Genomic DNA, 21,585 nt, shown 5'->3' with positions numbered 1-21,585 from the left:
GAGAGATTATGCGCTACCAGATCAGCGGCAAGCAGCTCGACATCGGCGAGGCACTCCAGACGCATGTGCGTACGGAGATCGACGCCCTCGCGCTCAAATATGCGCAGGAACCGACGGATGCCCTCGTCACTTTCTCCCGCAATTCCTATGAGTTCGCCTGCGAAGCGACCCTCCACCTTCCGAGCGGCCTGTCCATTCAGGCCAAGGGAACGGCAACCGAAATCTATGCTGCCTTTGCGGCATGCACGGAAAAGATGGAGAAGCAGCTTCGCCGCTACCGCCGCCGCCTGAAGGCGCATCAGAGGAACCGCGCGCAGCCGGTTGTCTTTGACGGGGGTTCCTCGTATATCCTCGCCGCGAGTGACGGACCCGAGGATGTCGAACCCGAAACACTGCAACCGATGATCATCGCGGAAATGGAAGCGCGCATACCTTCCGTATCTGTGGGCGAAGCGGTGATGCAGATGGAACTGGCGGGGTCGTCTCTTCTGGTCTTTCGAAATGAAGGACACGGCGGCGTGAACGTTGTATATCGTCGCGATGACGGGAATATCGGCTGGATCGACCCGCGTAACACGAGGTAGCGCTGCCTGACCGGCGGCGCCGGACGAAAGAGCTCCATGGATATATCGAGCCTTCTCAAGCCCGGGGCCGTCAAGGTCATCGGTCATCTGACAAGCAAGAAGCGCTTGTTTCAGGAACTCGGCGAAATCGCCGCGGCGGCCTATGATCTGGACGCCGCATCTGCGACCGATGCGTTGCAGGAGCGGGAAAGCCTTGGCCCTACGGGCGTGGGGCACGGCATCGCCCTGCCCCATGCCCGGCTCGACGGGGTGGACAGGGTGGTCGGCGCCTTTGTCCGGCTGGAAAAACCGCTGGATTTCGACGCTGTTGACCGGCAGCCGGTCGACCTGATCTTCGCGCTCTTCGCGCCGAAGGATAGCGGGGTCGAGCATTTGAAGGCGCTGGCGCTGGTATCCCGCACGATGCGTGACGCCCAGATCTGCGCCAAGCTGCGGGCGAATGTGGATCCGGCCAAGCTGCACGCGATCCTGACCGAAGCCCGCCCCGTCGCAGCCGGCTGAGGACTCGGCACAATAACGAAAAGGCCGCTCTTTCCGAGCGGCCTTTTGTTTTGAATTCCCTGGTATGCCCCGGAAAGGCGATGCAACCGCGCCTTAACGGCACGGTCGCCCCAAGGTTTACTGCGCCGCCTTCTGGATCGGAACGATCTCGTTCAGGTAATCGGCAAATTCGTCGTGCAGCTCTTCGCGTGCCAGACCGAATGCGACGGTGGCCTGAAGGAAGCCTGCCTTGGAGCCGCAATCGAACCGCTGACCGCGGAAGCGGAAGCCATAGACATTGCCGGATTCGGTGATCTCACGGGCAATGGCGTCGGTGAGCTGGATCTCCCCGCCCGCGCCTTCCTTTTTCTCGTTGAGATGCTGCATGACCTTGGGTTGCAGGATGTAGCGGCCGATGACGGCGAGGTTCGACGGAGCCTCCCCCTTCTTCGGCTTTTCCACCATGCCCTTCGCCCTTACCAGCGACCCCATGTCATCGGCGATGTCGAGCACACCGTAGGAGGACGCCTTCTCCGGCAGCACTTCCATGGCAGCGACGATATTACCGCCGGTTTCGGCATAAGCTTCCACCATCTGCTGCAGGCAGGGCCGCTCGGCCGCGATGACGTCATCGGGCAGGATCACCGCGAAGGGCTCATCTCCCACGAGGTTCCGGGCGCACCACACCGCGTGACCGAGGCCGAGGGCCTTGTGCTGGCGGATATAAGCGATCTCACCGGAGTCCATGTAGGTGGACTGAAGGATTTCCAGCAGGTCGGTCTTGCCCGACTTGCGGAGCGAGTTTTCAAGCTCGGGCGCATTGTCGAAGTAGTCTTCCAGCGCGCTCTTGCCCTTGGAGGTTACAAAAATGAACTCTTCAATCCCCGCAGCCCGCGCCTCGTCGATCGCGTACTGGATCAGCGGACGATCAACGAGGGTCATGATCTCCTTCGGCACGGATTTGGTCGCGGGGAGGAACCGCGTTCCCAAGCCAGCGACGGGGAAAATGGCCTTGGTTACTTTGGTCTTCATTCGGGTCTCCGAACTGTGGCGTTCAGCGCCGGCCAATTCCGACGCGACTACACCAACACTATAGCGCATTCTATGACGGTACGACGTAGTTATGCATCTGCGGAAAGATAGTAGCACCCATCTGCCATTTTGCCAGAAAAGTTGCTGACAATTTAGGCAAAATACCGCCTATTCTCCGCTCACGGCCCGCATCCTTCGGGCGAGCATCGCTTCGATCTTCGGAACGTCCTCCGGGTTGTTAAGTTCCCAGAATTCCATTCCGCGTGCCGCAACTTCGACACAAAGCACCGGACGGCCATTCTCCAGAAACCGAAGCTGCTCCAGCCCCTCAAGCGTTTCCAGCGGCCCGGCCTCCCAGCCGGGATAGGCTGCCAGCGCCTCAGGACGATAGGCGTAGACACCGACATGGTGGAAGACCGGCGTCGGTTCCTGCGGATCATAGGACTGAGAGGTAAAGGGAATCACCTCCTTGGAGAAGTAAAGCCCCCTCCCCTCAGCGCCAAAGACGGCGGTCGTGCCGCCCACGCGACCCGCGCGACGATCGGCCAGCAGCCCCTCCAGCATCGCACCATCGCAGCGCAGCACCGGTGTGGCGATCTCCGCCTCCGGTGCCTGCTTGAGGCCGGCGATCAGGTCTTCGACAAACCAGTGAGGGGTGAGCGGCGCATCTCCCTGCAGATTGACGACGACATCATAGCCGCCGCCCAGCGCCGCATGTGCTGCAGCGCAGCGTTCGGTCCCGTTGCGGCAGGTATCCGGGGTCATCACGACCTCGGCGCCGAAGGCTTCCGCCGCCGCGCGAATCCGGTCGTCGTCCGTGGCGACCACCACCCGCTCGATGCCGCCAACCGCGATCGCGGCCTCCCATGACCGCTGGATCAGCGTGCGGGACACCCCATCCGGCCCGGTAAGCGGGACGAGCGGCTTTCCGGGATAGCGGGTGGAGGCGTAGCGGGCCGGAATGACGATGAGCGTCTTCATGAACACCTCAGGCTGGAAGGACGGCGACGCCCGGAGCGTAGGCGACAAAGGTCGGATTGCGGAACCCCGGCTTGCCATATGTCAGCGGAGAGAGGTCGTCGAGACGCGCCACCTCGCCCCCCGCGGCACGCAGCACGGCATCCCCCGCCGCCGTATCCCACTCCATCGTCGGCCCGAGGCGCGGATAGAGATCCGCCTCCCCCGAAGCGACGAGGCAGAACTTCAGCGACGACCCTGCGGCCTCCGACGAGGCGACGTTGTAGCGCGCGATGTAGTCCTCCGTCGCCGCGTCCCTGTGGGACTTGGAGGCGACAACGATCAGCGCGTCATTGTCAGGTGTGCGGACATGGAGCGGGCGGAGCGGGCCGGGTTCCGGGCCGAACGGCCCCTCCTCCTCCACCGCGCGGCCTGCGGCGTCCGTATAGAAAAGCCGCCCCCGCGCCGGGGCGTAGACCACGCCGCGAATTGGCCGCCCCTCCTCCACCAGCGCGATGTTCACGGTGAAATCCGCCCGCCTGCGTACGAATTCCTTCGTCCCGTCCAGCGGATCGACGATCAGGAAGGTCCGCGGCTGCGCCGCATGGGTCGCGGCCTGCTCCTCCGTGACCAGCGGAAGGTTCGGAAAGGCAGCCCGCAGCCCCTCCGAGATCACCCGGTCCGCGGCGAGATCGGCCAGCGTCACCGGGCTGTCATCGGCCTTGGCCCGCGTGCCGAGCGTTCCGCTATGGTAGATGGCAAGGATCTCCCGCCCCGCCGCCAGGGCGAGGTCGCGAAAGACGCGCTCGATCAACTTGAAATCCATGGCGTCTCACTCCTCCGCTCCGCGCCTGATAGCGCTGTAGATCGCTGCGGGGCAAGCAGGCAAGTGACGGGCGCCCGCGAAAAACATCAACAAACACAATGGGACACTTGCATGGCCCATTCATCATAAAGGCAGCGTCCCAGGATACAAAGCTGGCGGGCGGAAAACACGCGGGAAGCATTGCCGTTCCGCCACCCCGCGCGCTAGTGCTTCTTCCCACAGCAGGAGGTTGCCCATGTCCACAGATCCCGTAGCCCTCACCGCCGCGCTGATCCGCTGCCCGTCCGTCACCCCGGAGGAGGGCGGAGCGCTCCTCCTCATGGAACGGGTTCTGACCGAGGCCGGCTTCGCCTGCACACGGGTGGATCGGAACGGCATCGCCAACCTGTTCGCCCGCTGGGGCAACGGCGGAAACGGCCAGAGTTTCGGCTTCAACGGGCATACGGATGTGGTCCCCCCCGGCGAAGGCTGGAGCCATGACCCCTTCTGCGGGGAGGTGATCGGCGCGGAAATATGGGGGCGCGGCGCGACCGACATGAAATCGGGCGTGGCCGCCTTCGTCGCGGCCGCCGTGGATTTCGTGCAGGAGACGCCGCCCGACGGCTCCATCGTCATCACGCTGACGGGGGATGAGGAGGGCGACGGCGTGGACGGCACCACCGCCATCCTCGACTGGATGGAGGCGGAGGGCGAGCGGATGGATGTCTGCCTCGTCGGCGAACCCACCTGCCCGGAGCGGCTGGGCGACATGATGAAGATCGGGCGGAGAGGCTCCATGAGCGCCTTTCTGACTGCAAAGGGTGTCCAGGGCCATTCCGCCTATCCTCACCGGGCCAAGAACCCGCTGACCGGCCTTGTCCGGCTTCTGGACCGGCTGGCGAGCCACGCGCTCGACACCGGCACGGATCATTTCGATGCCTCCACCCTCGCCATCACCACCGTGGATACCGGCAACAAGGCCACCAACGTGATCCCGGCGGAGGCGCGGGCGACGGTCAACATCCGCTTCAACGACACACACAGCTCGCAAAGCCTCACCGACTGGATCCGTCAGGAGGCCGACCGCGTGACCGAGGAAACCGGCATTACCTTCGAGCTGCGCACAAAGGTATCGGGGGAAGCTTTCCTCACGCCGCCCGGCCCGCTCTCCGATCTCGTCGCCCGCGCCGTGGAGGCGGAGACCGGGATCACGCCCGCGCTGTCCACCACCGGGGGCACGTCGGACGCGCGTTTCGTGCGCCGCCATTGCCCGGTGGTGGAGTTCGGCCTGGTCGGCAAGACGATGCACCAGCGGGACGAGCGGGTGGAGGTCGCGCAGATCACGGGCCTCAAGGCGATCTATACCCGCATCCTGCGGGACTACTTCGCCTGAGGCCGCCCCCGCTGTGGGCGCTGCCGCTGTGAACGCCGTGAAAATCCGGAAGACCGCTGCCCCCGCCGCCGGTTTCCCGGATGACCGGACACGCAGCCTGTGGTAGGGCGTGTGCATGAACCCGCTGCCCTCCAAATCCCAGATCCTTGAGTGGATCGCCGCCCATCCCGGCCTTTCGGCCAAACGCGACATCGCGAAAGCCTTCAACGTGAAGGGCGATCAGCGGGTCGAGCTGAAACGCATCCTGAAAGAGCTGGAGACCGAAGGGCAGCTTGAGCGAAAACGCAGCCGCTACCGCGATGCGGAAAAGCTGCCCCCGGTCTCAGTTCTGGAAATACTGAAGCCCGACAGCAATGGCGACCTTTTCGCCCGCGCGCTGGAATGGCAGGGCGAGGGGCCGGAGCCGCGCATCCTGATGGTGCTCCGCAAGACCGACCCCGCGATCGGCCCCGGCGACCGCATCCTTGCCCGCGTGGTGGAGGCGGGAGCGGAGGATCATCATTACGAGGCCCGGCTGATCCGCAAGATCGGCAGCAATCCGCGCCGCATCCTCGGCGTCTTCCGCAAGGAGACCGAGGGGGGGCGCATCGTGCCGATCGACAAGGGGGCAGACCGTGACTGGCGCGTGGCGGCAACCGCAACGCAGGGCGCACAGGACGGCGAGCTGGTGGAGGCCGAGCAGCTTGGCCACCGCGCCCGCATGGGCCTGCCCCAGGCGCGCATCGTCGAGCGGCTAGGCGACCCTTCGGCTCCCAAGGCGGTCTCGCTCATCGCGATTCATCAGCACGGCATCCGCGACGCCTTCCCCGACCGCGTGATCGCCGAAGCCGATGCGATGAAACCCGCGACCGCGCGCGGCCGGGACGATCTGCGCGACATGCCGCTCGTTACCATCGACCCCGCCGATGCCCGCGACCATGACGATGCGGTCTATGCGGAGGCGGATAGCGAGGAAGGCAATCCCGGCGGCCACATCGTCTGGGTGGCCATCGCGGATGTGGCGCATTACGTGAAGCCCGGATCCGCCCTCGACCATGAGGCGCGGGAACGCGGCAATTCCACCTACTTCCCTGACCGGGTGGTCCCCATGCTGCCGGACATGCTGTCGGGCGATCTCTGCTCGCTCCATGAGGGCGTCGGGCGCCCCTGCATCGCCGTTCGGATGCGCCTCGATGCGGAGGGCAACAAGATCAGCCACCGTTTCGTGCGGGGCTTCATGCGCTCCGCCGCCTCGCTGACCTACGAACAGGTGCAGGCGGCGCAGGATGGCACCCCCGACGACCAGACCGAACCCCTGCTGGACCGTGTGATCCGGCCGCTCTATGCCGCCTACGCCGCTGCCAGCGCTGCGCGGGCGCGTCGTCAGCCACTGGATCTCGACCTGCCGGAGCGGCGGATCATCCTGACGGAAGACGGACGCGTCGCCTCCGTCGCCTTCCGGGACCGGCTGGACGCGCACAAGCTCATCGAGGAGTTCATGATCCTCGCCAATGTCGCCGCGGCGGAGGAGTTGATCCAGCGCCGCCGTCCCCTGCTGTTCCGCGTCCATGAGGAACCTTCTCCCGAGAAGCTCGACGCGCTGCGCGAGGTGGCGGAGGCGTCCGGCTTCACGCTGGCGAAGGGACAGGTGCTTCAGACCCGGCATCTCAACAATCTCCTCGCGCAGGCGGAGGGGACGTCGTTCGATCAGCTGCTGAACATCTCCACCCTTCGGTCGATGACGCAGGCCTATTACCACCCGGAGAATTTCGGCCATTTCGGGCTGGCACTGCGGTCTTATGCGCATTTCACCTCACCGATCCGGCGCTATTCCGACCTCATCGTGCATCGCGCCCTGATTTCCGCCCACGGCTGGGGGAAGGACGGTCTGACCCCCGCCGATATAGAGGGGCTGGAGGCGACGGCGGAGCACATCTCGGAGACGGAGCGACGCTCCATGGCGGCGGAACGTGACACGACGGACCGTTACCTTGCCGCCTACCTGTCTGAGCGGGTGGGCAATGAATTTTCCGGCCGTATCGCTGGCATCACCCGTTTCGGCGTGTTCGTCCGGCTGGATGAGACCGGGGCGGACGGGCTGATCCCGATCCGCGCGCTGGGGCATGAATATTTCCATTTCGACGCCGACAGCCAGACACTGATGGGCGATCAGACGGGGCTGACGCTCTCGCTCGGACAGCGCGTCACCGTCCGGCTGGCGGAGGCAGTGCCGGTGACCGGTGGGCTGGTGCTGGACCTTCTGTCGCTGGAGGACAATGAACTGCCGCGCGGGCCGCGGGCGGGTGGTCGCCCTGGCGGACGGCGGACGGGTGCGCCCAAAGGGCGCAAGCCGGGTCCGGCCAAGGCGCGCAAGGATGCAACCTCCCGCAAGCTGACCCGCCGCAAGCGGGAAAGATAGGACGAAAGCTTCACCTGCGACCACCACAACGCTTTGCAGATCGGTCTTCCGTTGCTACCATCGGCGCAACAAAAAGAATATCGAGCAGGTGACAGTATGCGCAATTCCTTGACCGCCGTTGCGGTGGCCGGCCTCATCGCACTTCCCGCCTGCGGGTCGTCCGACTGGGTCTCGCGTTCCTCTGCGGAAACCCGTGATTTTCCGCGCGCCCCCGCCACGGCGCAGGCTTTGAACATGGTGGAGGATCGGGGTTTCGACAGCTGGCTCTCCGGTTTCCGGGGGCGGGCGGTAGCGCAGGGGATCTCGCTGCGCACCTTCGATTCTGCCTTCGCCGGCGTGGGCTACGTCCCGGACGTGGTTCAGCGCGACCGCAATCAGGCGGAGTTCACGCGCGCCATCTGGCAATACCTGGACAGCGCCGTCTCCGACACGCGGATCGAGAACGGACGCAAGGCCCTGGCCGAGAATCGCCGGGTGCTGGACGAGATCGAGGCACGCTACGGCGTCGAGCGTGAGGTGGTTGTCGCGGTCTGGGGCATGGAAAGCTCCTATGGAAGCCATCGGGGAACCATGCCTGTGATCCCCTCGCTTGCGACCCTGGCCTATGACGGACGACGCGGTGCCTTCTTCGAGCAGCAGCTCATCGCCGCACTGAAAATCATTCAGGCCGGCGATGTCGATGCGCGCCACATGACCGGCTCCTGGGCCGGGGCGATGGGACACACGCAGTTCATCCCGACGAGCTACCTGCTCTACGCCGTGGACTTCCATGGCGACGGCAAGCGGGACATCTGGTCCGATGATCCGTCTGACGCGCTCGCATCCACCGCAGCCTATCTGGCACGCTCCGGTTGGACGCGCGGGCAGCCCTGGGGGGTGGAAGTGGTGCTTCCCGCCGGGTTCAACCATTCTCTCGCGGGCAAGGGCACGCGCAAGAGTGTCGCGGAATGGTCCTCTCTGGGCATCCGTTCGGCCGACGGCACAAGGCTGCGGGATCATGGGGCGGCATCCGTGCTTCAGCCTGCCGGCGCGAACGGGCCCGCTTTCCTGATCTTCAACAATTTCCGCGCCATCTCGCGCTACAATGCTGCCGACAGTTATGTGATGGGTGTCGGTCACCTCTCTGATCGGCTGAAGGGCGGCGGTCCCTTCCTCGCCGCCTGGCCCAGGACGGACAGAGCGCTTACACAGGCGGAGAGAACGGAATTGCAGCAGCGCCTCGCCCGCGCCGGCTTTGATCCCGGGGGGGCGGATGGCAAAATCGGCCCCGACACGATCGCAGCCATCCGGGGCTATCAGGTCGCAAGCGGCATGACGCCAGACGGCTATCCATCCTACGATCTGCTCAATCGCCTGCGATGACAGCTGCGAAAGGGCTGGCTCGACGCCTCCCCGTGATCTGTGCCCGCCTGCCCTCGTCGTAACTCCCGCTGCTACCGTCGCAAGATGGAAAGCAGGGAAGCAGCGCTCCCCTGCCCCCGCAGCAGGGAGAGTGCTCCTGCGCCGGGTGCGTTTTGTGATAGTCCCGATTGAAGATCGGACATCAAGAGGAAGCGACGGATCAGCGCTTCGGACTGTTCAGGATCGGCAAACTGCGTGATGCTGCTCTGGCCGAGTATGCTCTGGGCACGGCTCTTCATCGTTCGCAGCTGCAAATCTATGTCGAGAGCGCCGAAAGTGGAGGGCAAGGCAAACGCGCGTTCGAAAACGGTCCGCAAAGGCTTCGACCCCAGCACGGCATACCACAGAGTATTCTCCGATCCGTTTCGCTCCGCGATTTTTTCCAACTCACGCTGCGCATTCAACGCAAGACGCATGTCGTCGTTGCTATCCCCCACCGCCGCCTCAAACGCGCGCGTCTTGTATGCGGCGAGGATGGCATCCGCAAAACCTTCCCGCTGCGTGAAAGGAGGATCCTCGGAAAAGGAGAAGGTTGATGCCATCTCGGCATAGGCTTTGTTGGAAAGCCGATTGGCGAGGGCGGTTCGTTCACTGACTCCATCTTCCAATACTTTACGGATGAAGTATTTGTTGCCGATATCCTCACCCAGACCGAAGGCCCCGAGCGCGATCTGAAGCAGGCGGCGGTCGGCGACAAGCTCCTCTGCGCTGGAAATGCCGCCGATGCGGTCTCTGAAATATGCTTCGTCGCGCTGCATTTTCGCGGAAGCGACAAAAGTTTCCTTCTGGACCTCCACCGTACGCTGAAGGAATCGCCATCCGGCATATCCACCAACGGGAATGACCGGGCCAAAGCTCATTCTTCAGCCAGAAGCCGTGCTTCCCGCGGCAGCAAGCCACGCAGCGCTTTCAAAGCCGCATAGTACTGATGTGAACCAACGCTCTGCCGAGCCTGCGATAGCAGCGCCCGGCTTGGTCCATCGATCATGATATCCTCCAGTTGATCTATTGCTGCCAAGAGATCAGGACATGCCGCCTGTTCCGTTGCATCGCCAGAAAGAACCAACTGGGCCATATAGCATGCCCGGCTGACAGGCGTTGTCGCATCCCGGGGGTGAAGCGCATCGCGAAGGCGGAGAATGCGGGCGCCTGGCGTTATGATCGAAAATCGCGATCGCCTGTCGCCGTTCTCAATAACGGCCCCGTTGACCAGCAGCCTTTCACCAGGGGCAAGCTTGAGAACCAATCCACTCAACAGCCTGCCCCCCGTTGCCGGAGTCCGGCCATGACAGCCATATTGATCTCGATGAGCGCTTCCACTTCCGCGCTGCCGTCCAATACGCGATCACTCTGAACCCGCACAAACTCTGCAAGATAGAAGATTTGCGCTCGAAGCGCGGGCGGTAATGCGTTGCCCTGGCTCGCGACATCCGTCGCCAGAACAGTCCACAATCTACGATTGTCATGAAGCCCTTGGACCAGCGCCGGAAAGGCAGCCCGGCCACCAGCGACCGCGGCACGAAGTTGCCGTGTCGCTCTTGCAAAGGCCTCGTACTCCAGATCACGTTCCGTCCCTAGCAGAGGCTCGGTTCGCGCATAGGCGCTTCGCGCCTTCTCGATTGCGTTCAAGATGCATCCTTTCAGCGACACATGGCTCAACGCTCGGACAAAAGGCGCGGCGAGGCTGAAGCCCCGCCGCGGACGATATTAGCGGAAGAGGGAAAGCACGTTCTGCGGTGCGGAGTTCGCGATCGACAGCGCCTGAATCCCGAGTTGCTGCTGCACCTGCAGAGCCTGCAGCCGCGCGGAGGCCTCCTCCATATCTGCGTCCACCATGGCGCCGATACCCTGCGTCAGAGCGTCGGAAAGCTTGCTGATGAAGTTCGCCTGCTTCTCGACGCGGCCCTCAGTGGAGCCGAGGGTCGCGCCGGCGGTCTTTACCGTATCGAGAAGCCCTTCGATCGCCGTCAGCGCCGATGCAGCGCCTGCTGCCGTGCTCACGTCAATGGAATCCAGCGCACCAAGGCCACCGCTGCCAGCATTCTGGAAACGACCGGAAACAGCCAGATCCCCTGTTCCGTTATTGGTCAGCACCAGCGTCCCTGGGGTACCGCTGTCGTAGTCAAGGCTGACACCCTCGATACCCAAGGCCTCCACCGCACCCTTGAGGCCAACCGCGACCAGATCCGCCGGCGTCGAGGAGGCGACATCGTCCGCGGTGACGGTGTAGCTCGCGGTCTTGTCGCCGATCGTCACCGAAATGCGGTCGCCCGCGGCCAGGGCATTGGTATCGTTGTCGATGACAATATTGGTGCTCGCCCCGCCACCGTCTACAGTAGTCGCAAAGGTATCCGCTGCCGTTGAAGCCCCGTCCGAACCGGTAAAGGCGGCCTTCGCCGTGTAGGTGCCGATAGACAGATCCTGTTTCTCGACGCTGATCTTGGTCGGCGTCACCGAACCGTCGGCGCTGCGATCCAGAGAGGCGAGATAGTCGACCGACCCCGTTCCTTCCAGCAAGCTGATACCGCTGAACTGAGCCGTGCTGATCGTGGACTTGATGTTCGCGATAACCCCCTCGATGTCCTTTTGCAGTTCGGCAGATCCCGTCCCCTGCTGCGCAGCGACGATCTTGCCTTTGATCGAAGTCAGGTCCTCGGCAATCGATTCCACCGCAGTCCGGGCAACAGCGATGGTGGACTTCGCCTGGGAAAGACCGTCGGACACCGCCTTGAAGCTCGCCACGTCGGATTCCATCGTCTTGGAAATAGCCCAGACGGCTGCGTTGTCTTTGGCGGAAGCGACCGACTTTCCGGTGGAAATCTCGTCCTGTGTTTTTGCAAGGCTGCTATTGATTCCCTTCAGAGTCTGAAGAGCAACCATTGCGCTCGAGTTGGTCAGAATGCTGGACATAGGAATTCCCCTGATAAGGACGCGTTTTGCGCCCGTTGCGCCGTGAATTGGCTGGTTCGGCCTTCTGCCCAATACGGATTTGTCCGCGCCATCTCCCTGGATGCCTCTTCATAATGGCGTCAAATCTCTAACGAATTCCTAAAGCGGCTTCGAAAATAACTCGCATTCTAACGATCATGCTCTTCGCTCGATCGCAGGGCCGGTGCTGCCTGCAATACGACGTCCATCTGTCCCATAACCGGAAAAGGAGCCGTCGAGCGATGCCGACGGCCGCAAGCCTGCCAACGCGGCCCGGATAAGCCCCTGATTTCGCGCAGCACAGGACCGAATCGCGGCGAGCTCCTCGGCTGTCGCTCCCGGAAGCTGTGACAACAGGTCATCGGTCGCGTCGATCAGGTTCTTTAGCCGGTCAAATTGCCCGATGACGATCGCCTCGCGCGTTTTCTCCAGGAGCGCGCGCGCATCATGCATTTCCGGTATCCCCGCGAATCAGCGCGCTAAAAAGGCTCTCGGAAAGCCCCACGCCGCCGGCGCGCACGAGTTGCTTCGCCTGCGCCTCCCGCAGGAAGGAGGCGAACTGCTCCTCTCCCACACCGCCGCCGAAATCGCTTTTCGCCTCGGCAGGTTTGAGCATTTCCGCGAGAAAAGCTCCCTCCAAAGCTTCTGCAGCAGCCCGAATTTTCTGTACGCGCGCAGGGTGTGACGCTCCATCTACTTCCATCGCCATGTCCTTTTTCTAATTTGTTGTCGCATATTTCGCGCGGAGCAGTAAATATTTAGTAACTTCCTGCGGTCATTATTGAAGGGCACAAAGCGAGGCCAGGGATGGACGCCATTGCTCTTCTTTCGACTCTTGCACCCACGGTGGAGGCCGCGCATGCTGGCGTCGCATGCGAATTCTCGATGGGTCAAGCGTTCGAGGATGAATTTGAAGCTGAGAAGCCTGCATCGAAAGAGCTTCAAAGACAATCGGGAGCGTTACCACTTGCCAATTCTCCAATTCCTTTCGCTTTCCGCCTCGAAACAGAAAGATCCAGTTCGCCATTACTGGAAACAGATCTTCACATTTCGGGCGCCACCCCTTTGTCGTCCGAACATGCCGCCTCACAGGACTTGCCGGCGGAAGAAATTGGAGTTTCTGATAATCGTCTGGAATTCCAACCAGAGGTTTATCCGGCTAACGCAGCTGCGACGTCAGACATAGGGCGGAAAGATGTGCCCGAAGGTTACGGGCAAGCGGCGAATGAACCCACGGCGAGTACCGTCTCTCGTTGGCTGGCCATTTCGGCAATAGCCGGTGAGCCGGGAATGATGCGGGAAACCAGGCCGGTGAGTGAGAAACCGGCGCAGTCTCTTTTCGCTGAGGGTCCGACTACCCGGCAGGCCGGAAACTCAGAGGGGGGTATGGAGCGCGCTCCGCCTGCCATCGAAAGTTCCGCAAAAGGCATTGGTCCGACGATGCCCGAAGGATCATCGTCTGCGGCGGAAGATCGTGCTGTTATCACTGTCACTGATGGCGTTGACCCTCCCCCGTCGGCGCCAAAGATGACAGCTGAACTGTCCGGGCAGCCACTGCTCCCAGATGGTGCGTTGGATATCGTTTCACCAGATAGGCCAACGGCTCAAGCGGGAACAGAAGCAACGCCCCCTTACAAGGGCAAGGACGATTCGCGGAAGATAGACTTGGGTCACGCTACGGCTGACCCCAACGACAAGCCACAAAGCTCCGAACCGGATCTGGACGTCGGGGCGATCGTTGCTCTGGAACGGGAAGCGTTGGAGACGCCCGCTCTCCGAGAGATTTCCGGACGGGCTGACAGGTCCGGAGAAAGTGTGAATGACACTCGGCCACGTTTTTTTGCCCCAACGGCTCCAGCGCCGCAGGAGGCACCACGACTGCTTTTGCGGCAGGATGGTGAGGCTATGGAGCTGTCTCTGGACGACAATGATCTTGGTCGACTCGAATTGAAGATCCAGGAAACACCACATGGCGTCCGGGTGGAGGTTGATTCAAACCGGGCCGACTCGCTCGATGCAGCAAGGCGCCAGGCGGCAGACCTTCAGCGAGATCTCCGGCAGCAGGGCTATGGCGAGGTAAGTTTCCATTTCGGCGGTGATAAGAAACAGGATCGTCGCAATCCGCTCAAACCAGATGCGTCTGAAAGCCAATTTGCCGTGATGATCGAAACCGCTCCACAAAAAGGTCTGGCTGGCGAGGACCGGCTGGATTTGCGCATGTGAGGATAAATTGGACATAGCAGCGACGACATCACAGCGCAGCGCCGGAACGGCAAATCCGCAAGGCGGAGGGTTCGCCAGCACTGATTTTCAAACATTTCTCCGGATGTTAACGACACAGCTGCAGAATCAGGATCCACTGAACCCGATGGAATCCAGCGAATTTGCCGTGCAACTCGCGACTTTTTCGGGCGTGGAACAGCAGATGCAAACGAACCAGCTTCTGGAAGGACTGGCCTCAGGCACAGGACTTGGGGGGGTATCGGGCTTTTCCAGTTGGCTGGGGAAGGAGGTCGCCGTGACTTCTGCGGCAGTCTACGATGGTGCGCCGCTGACGCTTCTCCCACCGGAACTCGTGGGGGCGGATCGTGCTGTTCTGGTTGTCCGGGATAGCGGCGGGGACATTGTCGCACGCGAGGATTTTCCGACGGACGGTAGTGCGGTGAGCTGGGCTGGAAGCCTCTCGGGTGAAGCACCTCTCCCGCCGGGTCGCTACAGTTTCAGCATCCAGACCTATTCCGGGACGACGCCGCTCGCGACGGAGAGCGTGCCGACCTATCAACGCGTTGAGGAAATACGAGCCGACGCCAATGGCGCCATTCAGCTCATCCTGCGGGGCGGCGCCCAGTTCAGCGCCGATCAGGTCGTCGCCATGCGGGAGCCGGGATGAAGCTCAATCCTCCTCCAGACGCGTACGCAGCTCCCTCAGAACAGGGAGAACCGCCCGTACGCGCTCGGTGCCGAGCGCGCGCGCCGTGCGGGACATGGCCGGAGAGATCGCGGCAAAGGCGGCATCGCGGGCCGCGCGGCCGGCCGGACTGATTGCCACGAACTTGCGACGGGCATCATCCCAATCGGGGCGCACATGCACATGCCCTGCCCATTCGAGTTTGGAGATGGTGTTGGACATCGCACCGCGCGTGACGTGAAAGGCGCGGGCAAGCTGGGCCGGCGTGCGCTCTTCGTTGACATGGGCGAGATGGTTGAGGACGGCGAAATGCGACAGCTCCATCCCACGCGGAAGCGCCTTCGAAAGCAAGGTCCGGGCGAGTTGATCGACCATGTAGATTTCGCTGAAAAGAAGAGCGCCCAGCGGCTCGTGCTCCGGTGGCGTCATGGTCCCGCGAAGGCCCGGTCATGGTCCAGAGAGGGAACCCTTGCGCGGGCCTTCCTCACTTCCGCAAGGTCGAGATCAATGAGCATCACGCCAGGCTCGGTCCCGGCGTCCGCGAGAACCTCGCCCCAGGGCGCGATGACAAGCCCATGCCCATAGGTTTTGCGGCCCGGCCCCTTGCGCTCGACATGCGTGCCTGTCTGCGCGGGCGCGAGGACAAAGCAGCCCGTCTCTATCGCACGGGCCCGCAGCAGAGGCTCCCAATGCGCGGCACCGGTGGTGGTATTGAAAGCAGCAGGAACGGTAAGGATATCCGCCCCCGCCTTGGCCAGAGCGCGATACAGATAGGGAAAACGCAGGTCATAGCAGATCGACAAACCGATCACGCCAAAGGGCGTGGACACGACTTCCGCCTGCTCACCAGGCCGATAGCCGGAGGATTCCCGATAAACCTCCGTCTCCGAAACCTGCACGTCGAACATGTGGATCTTGTCGTAGCGCGCGGCAATCTCCCCCTCAGGCGTGATGAGGAAGGAACGGTTGGCAAAGCGCCCATCCGGGTCATGCGTCAGAAGCGCCAGCGAGCCGATCAGCAGCCAGATCCCATGCTCGCGCGCCCGGGTCCGAAGCGCAGCGAGGGTAGGATCGTCCTCTTCATGACGCAGCACCGCGCGCTGATGGGCGCGGTCGGTGGAGATGCAGTTCGTCACCTCCGGCGTCAGCACGAACTCCGCCCCGCCGGCCACAGCCCGATCTATGAGGGACAGGGTGACGGGAAGGTTCTCCTCCGGCAGATCGGTGACGTTGAGCTGAACCAGAGCTGCGCGCATCCCCTCAGCCCTTGAGAAGCGGGTCAAGCCGACCGGCCGCCTCGAGCGCGTGCAGGTCGTCAGAGCCGCCGACATGCGTCTCACCGATGAAAATCTGCGGCACCGTATGGCGACCGCCCGCGCGCCGGGTCATCGCGCTGCGCAGATCGGGATCGCGGGACACGTCGATTTCGCGATAGGTGACCCCTTTCTTCCCGAGCAGCCGCTTCGCCGCAGCGCAATAGGGACAAGTGGGCGTCGTGTAGATCTCGATATCAGCCATGGGATCCTCATGTTTCGCGCAAGATATAAGTGCTTATCCCCCTTTCGCAACGCGCGCGAGCACAACCGCCGTGACGTCGGAAGCCCCTGCCGCGCGGAGCGCCGCGGCACAGGCGGCAAGTGTGGCCCCCGATGTCAGCACATCATCGACCAGAAGGACCGGGCGGCCGGCGATCCGCGCCATCCGCCTCGGGGTGCAGCGAATCGCCCCGGTCATATTGGCAAAGCGGCCGGCCCGGTCGCGCCCCTCCTGACTGCCTGTGGAGCGGGGCCGATGCAGCAGATCGACGACACATTCGATCCCGGTTTCCCGCGCCAGCGCCTGCGCGAGCAGGGCCGACTGATTGTAACGCCGCAGCAGCAGCCGGCGCCAGTGAAGCGGCACGGGCGCGATCAGCGTGTCAGGAAGCAGGAGCGGTTCCGCCGCCTTTTTCAGCCAGCGCCCCGCTGGACGATGAAGTTCGGTCCGGTCGCCGTGCTTGAACGCCAGAACAAGACGCCTGCCCGTCCCGGAATAGGTGAAGACCGCCCGCGCCCTGCTCCAAACAGGCGGTACGCGGAGGCAGCCGTCGCAAAGCACGCCGTCTTCCGGCCCGCCCGGCAGGGACAGTCCGCAGGCATCGCAGACCAGACCGTCGAGAAAATCGACATCCCGCCAGCAGTCCGGGCAAAGGCCGAAGTCCTCCGCAACCGGTGCGGCGCAGGCCACGCATTGGGGCGGATAGAGCGCGTGCAGAGCCGCGCGCCCGCCCCGCGCGACGAGCGTTTGCAAAGCGCCGAACCTGCCCCTAGATTCGACAGGTTCCAAGGTAGGCTCATGCATCAACCACCCCAACTGACCGATCGCCCCCAACTTCTCCGCCAGCGCGAACGGGCGCGGCGGGGCCAACCCGCGCTCTTTCTGCATGAAGCGGTGGCGGACGAGGTTCAGGAAAGACTGACAGAGGTTAACAGAAGGTTTACGAACCCGGCCATCGTCACCGCTTTTCCAGAAGCGTGGCACGCCTTCCCGACCGCCCGATTCGTCGCCGATGAGGATGTTCTGGATCTCGAGGAAGGCGCGCATGATCTGCTGATCCATGATCTCGCGCTGCACTGGTCCTCCGATCCGGTGGGACAGCTTGTGCAGGCGCGCCGGGCGCTCAGGCCTGACGGGCTGTTTCTGGGTGCGCTCTTCGCGGGCCAGACGCTCAGCGAGCTCCGGGCCGTGATGGCGGAGGCGGAGGTCGCGCTGACCGGAGGGCTGTCGCCCCGCGTGGCGCCGATGGGCGAGATTCGCGATCTGGGCGGGTTGCTTCACCGCGCGGGCCTGGCCCTGCCGGTCGCCGATGGGGTGAAGCTGACGGTGACCTATGGCGATGTCATGGCGCTGTTTCGCGATCTCCGGGCGATGGGAGAGACGAATGCGCTGGCCGCGCGGCGCAAGACGATGCCGCCGAGGGTGCTGTTCCCGCTGGCTGCGGAGATCTATGAGCGGACATATGCGTTGCCCGATGGCCGCCTGCCTGCCACCTTCGAGATCGTATATCTCACTGGCTGGGCGCCCGATGCCAGCCAGCAGCAACCGCTACGCCCCGGAACCGCGCTCCAGCGGCTGGAGGACGCGTTGAACGCGCCCCGCGACAAGAGCACGAGTTGAAATCCCGCGGCCAGCGGTTATCTCGCCGTTGTCCGCCAGCAGGAAACCCCACATGCTAGACCAGAAACCTTCCTCTCTCGCGGTTCGCCCCTCGCATGCCCCGCCGGACCATCCGGCGCTTCCGCCCCGCCGGATCGGCGTGTTGCTGGCCAATCTCGGCACGCCCGACGGGTATGACTACTGGTCGATGCGGCGCTACCTGAACGAGTTTCTCTCTGACAAGCGGGTCATAGACTATCCCGCGTGGAAGTGGCAGCCGCTGTTGCAGACGGTGATCCTGACGAAGCGGCCCTTTTCCTCCGGCGCGAATTACAAGCTGATCTGGGACGAGGAGCGGGGCGAAAGCCCCCTGCTCACAATCACCCGCAATCAGACGGAGGCGCTGCGCAACGCGCTGACGGGTCGCTTCGGCGATGCCGTGACGGTGGATTTCTGCATGCGCTACGGTAACCCCGCCACTGCGGAGAAGGTGGCGGAGATGGTGGCCGCGGGCTGCGACCGTATCCTGTTCTTCCCGCTCTATCCGCAATATGCGGGCGCTACGACCGCGACCGCGAACGATCAGTTCTTCCGCGCCTTGATGGCGGAGAAATGGCAGCCCGCCGCGCGCACCGTGCCTGCCTATTTCGACCATCCGCTCTATGTGGAGGCGCTCGCGCGGTCGGTGGAGGCGGCCTATGCTGCATTGCCGGTGAAGCCGCAGAAGCTCGTGACCTCCTATCACGGTATGCCGGTGCGCTATCACCTCTCGGGCGATCCCTATCAATGCCAGTGCCAGAAGACGACGCGCTTGCTGCGCGAACGGCTCGGCTGGGAGAAGGACGCGGTGGATGTGACCTTCCAGTCGGTCTTTGGACCGGAGGAATGGCTGAAGCCCTATACGGTTGAACATGTGGCGGTTCTGGCGCGGCAGGGTATCCGCAATATCGCCATGATGGCGCCAGCGTTCTCGGCCGATTGCATAGAGACGCTGGAGGAAATCAACGGCGAGATCCGTCACGCATTCGAGGAGGCGGGCGGCGAGACCTTCACCTATATTCCCTGCCTCAACGACGAGGCCGCGCATATCGCAGCGCTGGAGGCCATCGTGGCGGAGAACCTGGCCGGGTGGGTAGCCTGACTCCAACCGGTTAAGTCTCTGGACAGAAAAGGAAAAGGGCGGTGGTTGCCCACCGCCCCTGAGTTCCGAATCCGCGGCCGGTCTTGCGATCGGCCAGGCAGAACTCTCAGTTCGCTGCGAGAGCCGCGCCAACCAGCACGACGAGCAGCAGCGGCACAACCACACCGGCCGAGGAGGAGGACGTGTCCTGCACCACTACTTCCGGTTGGACGACCGGTTCGACGACCGGAGCGCTGATGTTTCCTGCAAAAGCCGAAGAAGCAGCAACCGACACGGCAGCCGCGAGTGCGATCTTTTTCATATTGACCTCCAGTGATATCCCGCCCCGCATTACGGGGTCGGGCCTGAAAAACGAGCCTCGTAAACTCCAGTAATCACCGAAAATTGCATCTGCAAAGAGGGTTTGAGCGGAGCGCCGCTCACACCCCCGGGGAGGCGTCAAATTAGCAACACCTGCGTGCCCACATTGGCCATGCCGAACAGCTCGGCGATATGTTCGTTGTAAAGCCCGATGCAGCCGTTGGAGGACCGCCGCCCGATCTTCCGCGTATCCTGCGTTCCATGGATACGGTAGTAGGCCCAGGAGAGGTAAAGCGCGTGGGTGCCCAGCGGATTTTCCGGACCCGGCCCTATGAAATCCGGCCAGTCAGGGTTGCGCTGCTTCATCGCCGGCGTCGGGCGCCAGGAGGGGCCGTCGACCTTCTTCACCACCTCGGTGCGTCCCTTGCGGGTCAGGTCGTCGGTCTCCGGCACGGAGGTCGGATAGAGCCGGTAGATCGCCTGGTCCTCCGACCAGAAATGCAGCGCACGGCTGTTGATATCGACGAGTATCGCCCCGTTCCGGGTATTGCTGAAGTAGTCCTGCCAGTGATGTGTCCGAAAGCTGGAGATGTTGCGCCGGATTGTCGGCGACAGCGGTTTTTCCATCTCGGTAGAGTTGGACATGGTCGCCTGAGCGCGGGCGACCGCCGGTGCTGCGAGGCTGCCAAGCAACGCGCCCCCGACGAACATACGCCGGCTGAAACCGACACCCGAAGCGGAATCCTGCGGCTTCTTCATCCCTCACTCCTTCGACCGCCCCGGCGATCTGATTGCGGCGTCCTGTCACCTTGACAGGCCTGCTTCTGGTCATCCCAGAATTTGCGCTTTAATGCTCTCTGTCATGGGCTGCAAATCAACAAATACTCGTGATGCGCCTTTTGACAGGGATATTTGCGACCGCTGGCCCGGGCGGCTACATCTCCGGGGATCTTCTCCAACAGGCAAACGAAACACATGCTCCGAACTTCGCTTCTTCTGCTCACCACCGCGGCGACGCTCGCCGCCTGTTCCTCGCCGCCGCCGATCCAGTACGGAGCAGATGGAAAACCGCTCCCGCGCCTCTACCAGCTGAGCGCCGGAGAGACGGGCGCCATCCAGTACCGGATGCTGGACGGGGTCAATGCGCTCCGCTCCGCGCGCGGCCTGGCGATGCTGCAGCTTTCGCCCGAACTGAACGCGGCCGCCGCGACCCATTCGCGCGACATGGCGGTGCAGAACCGGCCCTGGCACTTCGGCTCCGACGGCTCCTCGCCCGTCATCCGGGCGCAACGCGCCGGCTATCGTGGTGAGGTTCTGGGAGAGCTGATTTCCGAAACCTATGAGACGGAGCTGGAAACGCTGGCCGCGTGGATGGAGGACAAGCCCTCACGCGAGACGCTTCTCGACCCCGCTGCCCGCCTGATGGGCTTCGACTTCTTTCAGGATGGCCGGGGCAAGATATGGTGGACGCTGCTGCTCGGAAACTGATCCGGGCAGCATGAGTGCCGCGGCCTCCCGGAGAGACCGCGGCCAGCTATGGGAGGGGCCGTCTGGCCCCGTTCCTATGGCAGCAGGTAGATCGGCGTTCCTTCACGGACCATGGAGTATACCTCCTCGATCTCCTTGTCGGTCACGGCAATGCAACCGGCCGTCCAGTCCCGCGGGCGACCCTTGGCCCAACCCGCCTCTCCGTGGATGAAGATGTCCCCACCCGGAGAGAGGCCGAGCGCACGCGCAACCTCCACATCCTGCGGGTTCGGATAGGAAATCCCTACAGACAGGTGATACTGGCTGTTGGGATTGCGCCGGTCGATGAAATAGAGCCCTTCCGGCGTACGGCCATCGCCCGATATCTTCTTGTGGCCCATCGGCTGCGGCCCCAGCCCGATGTCATAGGTCTTGATCGCGATATTGTCGTGCAGCAGATACATTTTCCGCTGCGACTTGTGCACCTGTATCGACGTGACTTCTGGCCCGTCGTAGCTCTTGAACTTGGATTGCGATCCGCAGGCCGAAAGCGTCACGCAAAGCAAGAGAAGCGAAAGAATTCGCCACATGGTTATGGTCCTGCCCATCCCTCTTTTTTATTGCCCGAGAGGGTAGCAGATCTCCGCCAGATTCGC

At 63.1% G+C, this 21,585-nt stretch carries 26 protein-coding genes; 10 read left to right on the top strand and 16 right to left on the bottom strand.

Annotation, left to right across the window (positions count from 1 at the left end):
- Window positions 1-8: 8 nt before the first annotated feature.
- Window positions 9-584: a ribosome hibernation-promoting factor, HPF/YfiA family gene (gene hpf, locus CN97_RS04295; protein ID WP_035707662.1), complete on the top strand. Its 576-nt coding sequence runs from the start codon at window positions 9-11 to the stop codon at window positions 582-584.
- A gap of 36 nt (window positions 585-620) precedes the next feature.
- Window positions 621-1,085: a PTS sugar transporter subunit IIA gene (locus tag CN97_RS04290; RefSeq protein WP_035707659.1), complete on the top strand. Its 465-nt coding sequence runs from the start codon at window positions 621-623 to the stop codon at window positions 1,083-1,085.
- A gap of 117 nt (window positions 1,086-1,202) precedes the next feature.
- Here CN97_RS04290 and galU read toward each other — a convergent pair whose 3' ends face one another.
- The 3 genes from galU to cysQ all read right to left on the bottom strand — a co-directional run bounded on the left by galU (window position 1,203) and on the right by cysQ (window position 3,879).
- A complete protein-coding gene (gene galU / locus CN97_RS04285) occupies window positions 1,203-2,096 on the bottom strand; it encodes a UTP--glucose-1-phosphate uridylyltransferase GalU (protein ID WP_035707656.1) in 894 nt (297 codons plus the stop codon).
- 168 nt (window positions 2,097-2,264) lie between these two features.
- Window positions 2,265-3,077: a 3-deoxy-manno-octulosonate cytidylyltransferase gene (locus CN97_RS04280; protein ID WP_035707654.1), complete on the bottom strand. Its 813-nt coding sequence runs from the start codon at window positions 3,075-3,077 to the stop codon at window positions 2,265-2,267.
- A 7-nt stretch (window positions 3,078-3,084) separates the two neighbouring features.
- On the bottom strand, window positions 3,085-3,879 hold the full coding sequence (gene cysQ, locus CN97_RS04275) for a 3'(2'),5'-bisphosphate nucleotidase CysQ (RefSeq protein WP_035707651.1): 795 nt from the start codon (window positions 3,877-3,879) through the stop codon (window positions 3,085-3,087).
- Window positions 3,880-4,114: 235 nt separating this feature from the next.
- Here cysQ and dapE point away from each other — a divergent pair, with 235 nt between their 5' ends.
- From dapE to CN97_RS04260, 3 genes are all read left to right on the top strand, one after another.
- The gene (dapE, locus tag CN97_RS04270; protein ID WP_035707649.1) at window positions 4,115-5,251 is read left to right on the top strand and encodes a succinyl-diaminopimelate desuccinylase; all 1,137 of its coding nucleotides are present in this window, start codon (window positions 4,115-4,117) and stop codon (window positions 5,249-5,251) included.
- Window positions 5,252-5,366: 115 nt separating this feature from the next.
- Window positions 5,367-7,649 (top strand): ribonuclease R, encoded by a 2,283-nt coding sequence (rnr, locus tag CN97_RS04265; RefSeq protein ID WP_035707646.1) that lies wholly within the window; start codon window positions 5,367-5,369, stop codon window positions 7,647-7,649.
- A gap of 96 nt (window positions 7,650-7,745) precedes the next feature.
- The gene (locus tag CN97_RS04260; RefSeq protein WP_035707642.1) at window positions 7,746-9,011 is read left to right on the top strand and encodes a lytic murein transglycosylase; all 1,266 of its coding nucleotides are present in this window, start codon (window positions 7,746-7,748) and stop codon (window positions 9,009-9,011) included.
- A gap of 71 nt (window positions 9,012-9,082) precedes the next feature.
- On the opposite strand, the gene CN97_RS04255 is transcribed toward CN97_RS04260, so the two are convergent.
- The 6 genes from CN97_RS04255 to CN97_RS21370 all read right to left on the bottom strand — a co-directional run bounded on the left by CN97_RS04255 (window position 9,083) and on the right by CN97_RS21370 (window position 12,594).
- Entirely contained in the window at window positions 9,083-9,910 is an 828-nt protein-coding gene (locus tag CN97_RS04255) for a DUF1217 domain-containing protein (protein ID WP_035707639.1), read from the bottom strand.
- The gene (gene flbT / locus CN97_RS04250) at window positions 9,907-10,305 is read right to left on the bottom strand and encodes a flagellar biosynthesis repressor FlbT (RefSeq protein WP_035707637.1); all 399 of its coding nucleotides are present in this window, start codon (window positions 10,303-10,305) and stop codon (window positions 9,907-9,909) included. The genes CN97_RS04255 and flbT overlap by 4 nt, the downstream gene beginning before the upstream one ends.
- Window positions 10,302-10,679 carry a flagellar biosynthesis regulator FlaF gene (gene flaF, locus CN97_RS04245; protein ID WP_035707635.1) on the bottom strand — a complete coding sequence of 126 codons (378 nt, stop codon included), beginning with the start codon at window positions 10,677-10,679 and terminating at the stop codon, window positions 10,302-10,304. The genes flbT and flaF overlap by 4 nt, the downstream gene beginning before the upstream one ends.
- Window positions 10,680-10,757: 78 nt before the next feature.
- The gene (locus tag CN97_RS04240) at window positions 10,758-11,960 is read right to left on the bottom strand and encodes a flagellin (protein ID WP_035707632.1); all 1,203 of its coding nucleotides are present in this window, start codon (window positions 11,958-11,960) and stop codon (window positions 10,758-10,760) included.
- A gap of 174 nt (window positions 11,961-12,134) precedes the next feature.
- Window positions 12,135-12,431 (bottom strand): hypothetical protein, encoded by a 297-nt coding sequence (locus CN97_RS04235; protein WP_051910947.1) that lies wholly within the window; start codon window positions 12,429-12,431, stop codon window positions 12,135-12,137.
- A complete protein-coding gene (locus CN97_RS21370) occupies window positions 12,424-12,594 on the bottom strand; it encodes a rod-binding protein (protein ID WP_341353865.1) in 171 nt (56 codons plus the stop codon). Before CN97_RS21370 ends, CN97_RS04235 begins: the two co-directional genes overlap by 8 nt.
- Before the next feature lie 191 nt (window positions 12,595-12,785).
- Between CN97_RS21370 and fliK the strand changes: the two genes are divergently transcribed.
- Window positions 12,786-14,201 carry a flagellar hook-length control protein FliK gene (fliK, locus tag CN97_RS20525; protein ID WP_131389388.1) on the top strand — a complete coding sequence of 472 codons (1,416 nt, stop codon included), beginning with the start codon at window positions 12,786-12,788 and terminating at the stop codon, window positions 14,199-14,201.
- A 7-nt stretch (window positions 14,202-14,208) separates the two neighbouring features.
- A complete protein-coding gene (locus tag CN97_RS04220; protein WP_165496671.1) occupies window positions 14,209-14,868 on the top strand; it encodes a flagellar hook capping FlgD N-terminal domain-containing protein in 660 nt (219 codons plus the stop codon).
- A 3-nt stretch (window positions 14,869-14,871) separates the two neighbouring features.
- Here the strand turns inward: CN97_RS04220 and CN97_RS04215 are convergent, their stop codons facing one another.
- From CN97_RS04215 to CN97_RS04200, 4 genes are read right to left on the bottom strand one after another with little or no spacing between them, the layout of a single operon-like run.
- Complete coding sequence (locus tag CN97_RS04215; protein WP_051910945.1) at window positions 14,872-15,315, bottom strand: MarR family winged helix-turn-helix transcriptional regulator; 444 nt, start codon at window positions 15,313-15,315, stop codon at window positions 14,872-14,874.
- Complete coding sequence (locus tag CN97_RS04210; protein WP_035707628.1) at window positions 15,312-16,142, bottom strand: carbon-nitrogen hydrolase family protein; 831 nt, start codon at window positions 16,140-16,142, stop codon at window positions 15,312-15,314. Before CN97_RS04210 ends, CN97_RS04215 begins: the two co-directional genes overlap by 4 nt.
- 4 nt (window positions 16,143-16,146) lie before the next feature.
- Window positions 16,147-16,404: a glutaredoxin 3 gene (gene grxC / locus CN97_RS04205; protein ID WP_035707625.1), complete on the bottom strand. Its 258-nt coding sequence runs from the start codon at window positions 16,402-16,404 to the stop codon at window positions 16,147-16,149.
- A 33-nt stretch (window positions 16,405-16,437) separates the two neighbouring features.
- On the bottom strand, window positions 16,438-17,175 hold the full coding sequence (locus CN97_RS04200; protein WP_035707622.1) for a double zinc ribbon domain-containing protein: 738 nt from the start codon (window positions 17,173-17,175) through the stop codon (window positions 16,438-16,440).
- A gap of 45 nt (window positions 17,176-17,220) precedes the next feature.
- Between CN97_RS04200 and CN97_RS04195 the strand changes: the two genes are divergently transcribed.
- Together CN97_RS04195 and hemH are read left to right on the top strand one after the other, a co-directional pair.
- Window positions 17,221-18,042, top strand: coding sequence for a methyltransferase domain-containing protein (locus CN97_RS04195; RefSeq protein WP_035707619.1), 822 nt, complete (start codon window positions 17,221-17,223; stop codon window positions 18,040-18,042).
- 52 nt (window positions 18,043-18,094) lie between these two features.
- Complete coding sequence (gene hemH / locus CN97_RS04190) at window positions 18,095-19,162, top strand: ferrochelatase (protein ID WP_035707616.1); 1,068 nt, start codon at window positions 18,095-18,097, stop codon at window positions 19,160-19,162.
- A 106-nt stretch (window positions 19,163-19,268) separates the two neighbouring features.
- Here the strand turns inward: hemH and CN97_RS04185 are convergent, their stop codons facing one another.
- Window positions 19,269-19,463 carry a hypothetical protein gene (locus CN97_RS04185; RefSeq protein WP_035707614.1) on the bottom strand — a complete coding sequence of 65 codons (195 nt, stop codon included), beginning with the start codon at window positions 19,461-19,463 and terminating at the stop codon, window positions 19,269-19,271.
- Between the two features lie 137 nt (window positions 19,464-19,600).
- The gene (locus CN97_RS04180) at window positions 19,601-20,221 is read right to left on the bottom strand and encodes a L,D-transpeptidase (protein WP_051910944.1); all 621 of its coding nucleotides are present in this window, start codon (window positions 20,219-20,221) and stop codon (window positions 19,601-19,603) included.
- Between the two features lie 216 nt (window positions 20,222-20,437).
- Here CN97_RS04180 and CN97_RS04175 point away from each other — a divergent pair, with 216 nt between their 5' ends.
- A complete protein-coding gene (locus tag CN97_RS04175) occupies window positions 20,438-20,950 on the top strand; it encodes a CAP domain-containing protein (protein ID WP_035707611.1) in 513 nt (170 codons plus the stop codon).
- Window positions 20,951-21,024: 74 nt separating this feature from the next.
- Here CN97_RS04175 and CN97_RS04170 read toward each other — a convergent pair whose 3' ends face one another.
- Window positions 21,025-21,519 carry a L,D-transpeptidase family protein gene (locus tag CN97_RS04170; RefSeq protein WP_035708316.1) on the bottom strand — a complete coding sequence of 165 codons (495 nt, stop codon included), beginning with the start codon at window positions 21,517-21,519 and terminating at the stop codon, window positions 21,025-21,027.
- Between the last annotated feature and the right edge of the window lie 66 nt (window positions 21,520-21,585).

It is taken from the genome of Haematobacter massiliensis (assembly GCF_000740795.1).
GTDB classification, from domain to species: Bacteria; Pseudomonadota; Alphaproteobacteria; order Rhodobacterales; family Rhodobacteraceae; genus Haematobacter; species Haematobacter massiliensis.
The sequence above is the reverse complement of the archived record's forward strand: the minus strand, read 5'-3'. Positions and strand labels throughout refer to the sequence as shown.

Coding starts and splice junctions, on each gene's coding strand:
- hpf (WP_035707662.1), top strand. CDS start 9: ATGCGCTACCAGATCAGCGGCAAGCAGCTCGACATCGGCGAGGCACTC.
- CN97_RS04290 (WP_035707659.1), top strand. CDS start 621: ATGGATATATCGAGCCTTCTCAAGCCCGGGGCCGTCAAGGTCATCGGT.
- galU (WP_035707656.1), bottom strand. CDS start 2,096: ATGAAGACCAAAGTAACCAAGGCCATTTTCCCCGTCGCTGGCTTGGGA.
- CN97_RS04280 (WP_035707654.1), bottom strand. CDS start 3,077: ATGAAGACGCTCATCGTCATTCCGGCCCGCTACGCCTCCACCCGCTAT.
- cysQ (WP_035707651.1), bottom strand. CDS start 3,879: ATGGATTTCAAGTTGATCGAGCGCGTCTTTCGCGACCTCGCCCTGGCG.
- dapE (WP_035707649.1), top strand. CDS start 4,115: ATGTCCACAGATCCCGTAGCCCTCACCGCCGCGCTGATCCGCTGCCCG.
- rnr (WP_035707646.1), top strand. CDS start 5,367: ATGAACCCGCTGCCCTCCAAATCCCAGATCCTTGAGTGGATCGCCGCC.
- CN97_RS04260 (WP_035707642.1), top strand. CDS start 7,746: ATGCGCAATTCCTTGACCGCCGTTGCGGTGGCCGGCCTCATCGCACTT.
- CN97_RS04255 (WP_035707639.1), bottom strand. CDS start 9,910: ATGAGCTTTGGCCCGGTCATTCCCGTTGGTGGATATGCCGGATGGCGA.
- CN97_RS04240 (WP_035707632.1), bottom strand. CDS start 11,960: ATGTCCAGCATTCTGACCAACTCGAGCGCAATGGTTGCTCTTCAGACT.
- CN97_RS04235 (WP_051910947.1), bottom strand. CDS start 12,431: ATGCATGATGCGCGCGCGCTCCTGGAGAAAACGCGCGAGGCGATCGTC.
- CN97_RS21370 (WP_341353865.1), bottom strand. CDS start 12,594: ATGCTCAAACCTGCCGAGGCGAAAAGCGATTTCGGCGGCGGTGTGGGA.
- fliK (WP_131389388.1), top strand. CDS start 12,786: ATGGACGCCATTGCTCTTCTTTCGACTCTTGCACCCACGGTGGAGGCC.
- CN97_RS04215 (WP_051910945.1), bottom strand. CDS start 15,315: ATGACGCCACCGGAGCACGAGCCGCTGGGCGCTCTTCTTTTCAGCGAA.
- CN97_RS04210 (WP_035707628.1), bottom strand. CDS start 16,142: ATGCGCGCAGCTCTGGTTCAGCTCAACGTCACCGATCTGCCGGAGGAG.
- grxC (WP_035707625.1), bottom strand. CDS start 16,404: ATGGCTGATATCGAGATCTACACGACGCCCACTTGTCCCTATTGCGCT.
- CN97_RS04195 (WP_035707619.1), top strand. CDS start 17,221: ATGCATCAACCACCCCAACTGACCGATCGCCCCCAACTTCTCCGCCAG.
- hemH (WP_035707616.1), top strand. CDS start 18,095: ATGCTAGACCAGAAACCTTCCTCTCTCGCGGTTCGCCCCTCGCATGCC.
- CN97_RS04185 (WP_035707614.1), bottom strand. CDS start 19,463: ATGAAAAAGATCGCACTCGCGGCTGCCGTGTCGGTTGCTGCTTCTTCG.
- CN97_RS04180 (WP_051910944.1), bottom strand. CDS start 20,221: ATGAAGAAGCCGCAGGATTCCGCTTCGGGTGTCGGTTTCAGCCGGCGT.
- CN97_RS04175 (WP_035707611.1), top strand. CDS start 20,438: ATGCTCCGAACTTCGCTTCTTCTGCTCACCACCGCGGCGACGCTCGCC.
- CN97_RS04170 (WP_035708316.1), bottom strand. CDS start 21,519: ATGTGGCGAATTCTTTCGCTTCTCTTGCTTTGCGTGACGCTTTCGGCC.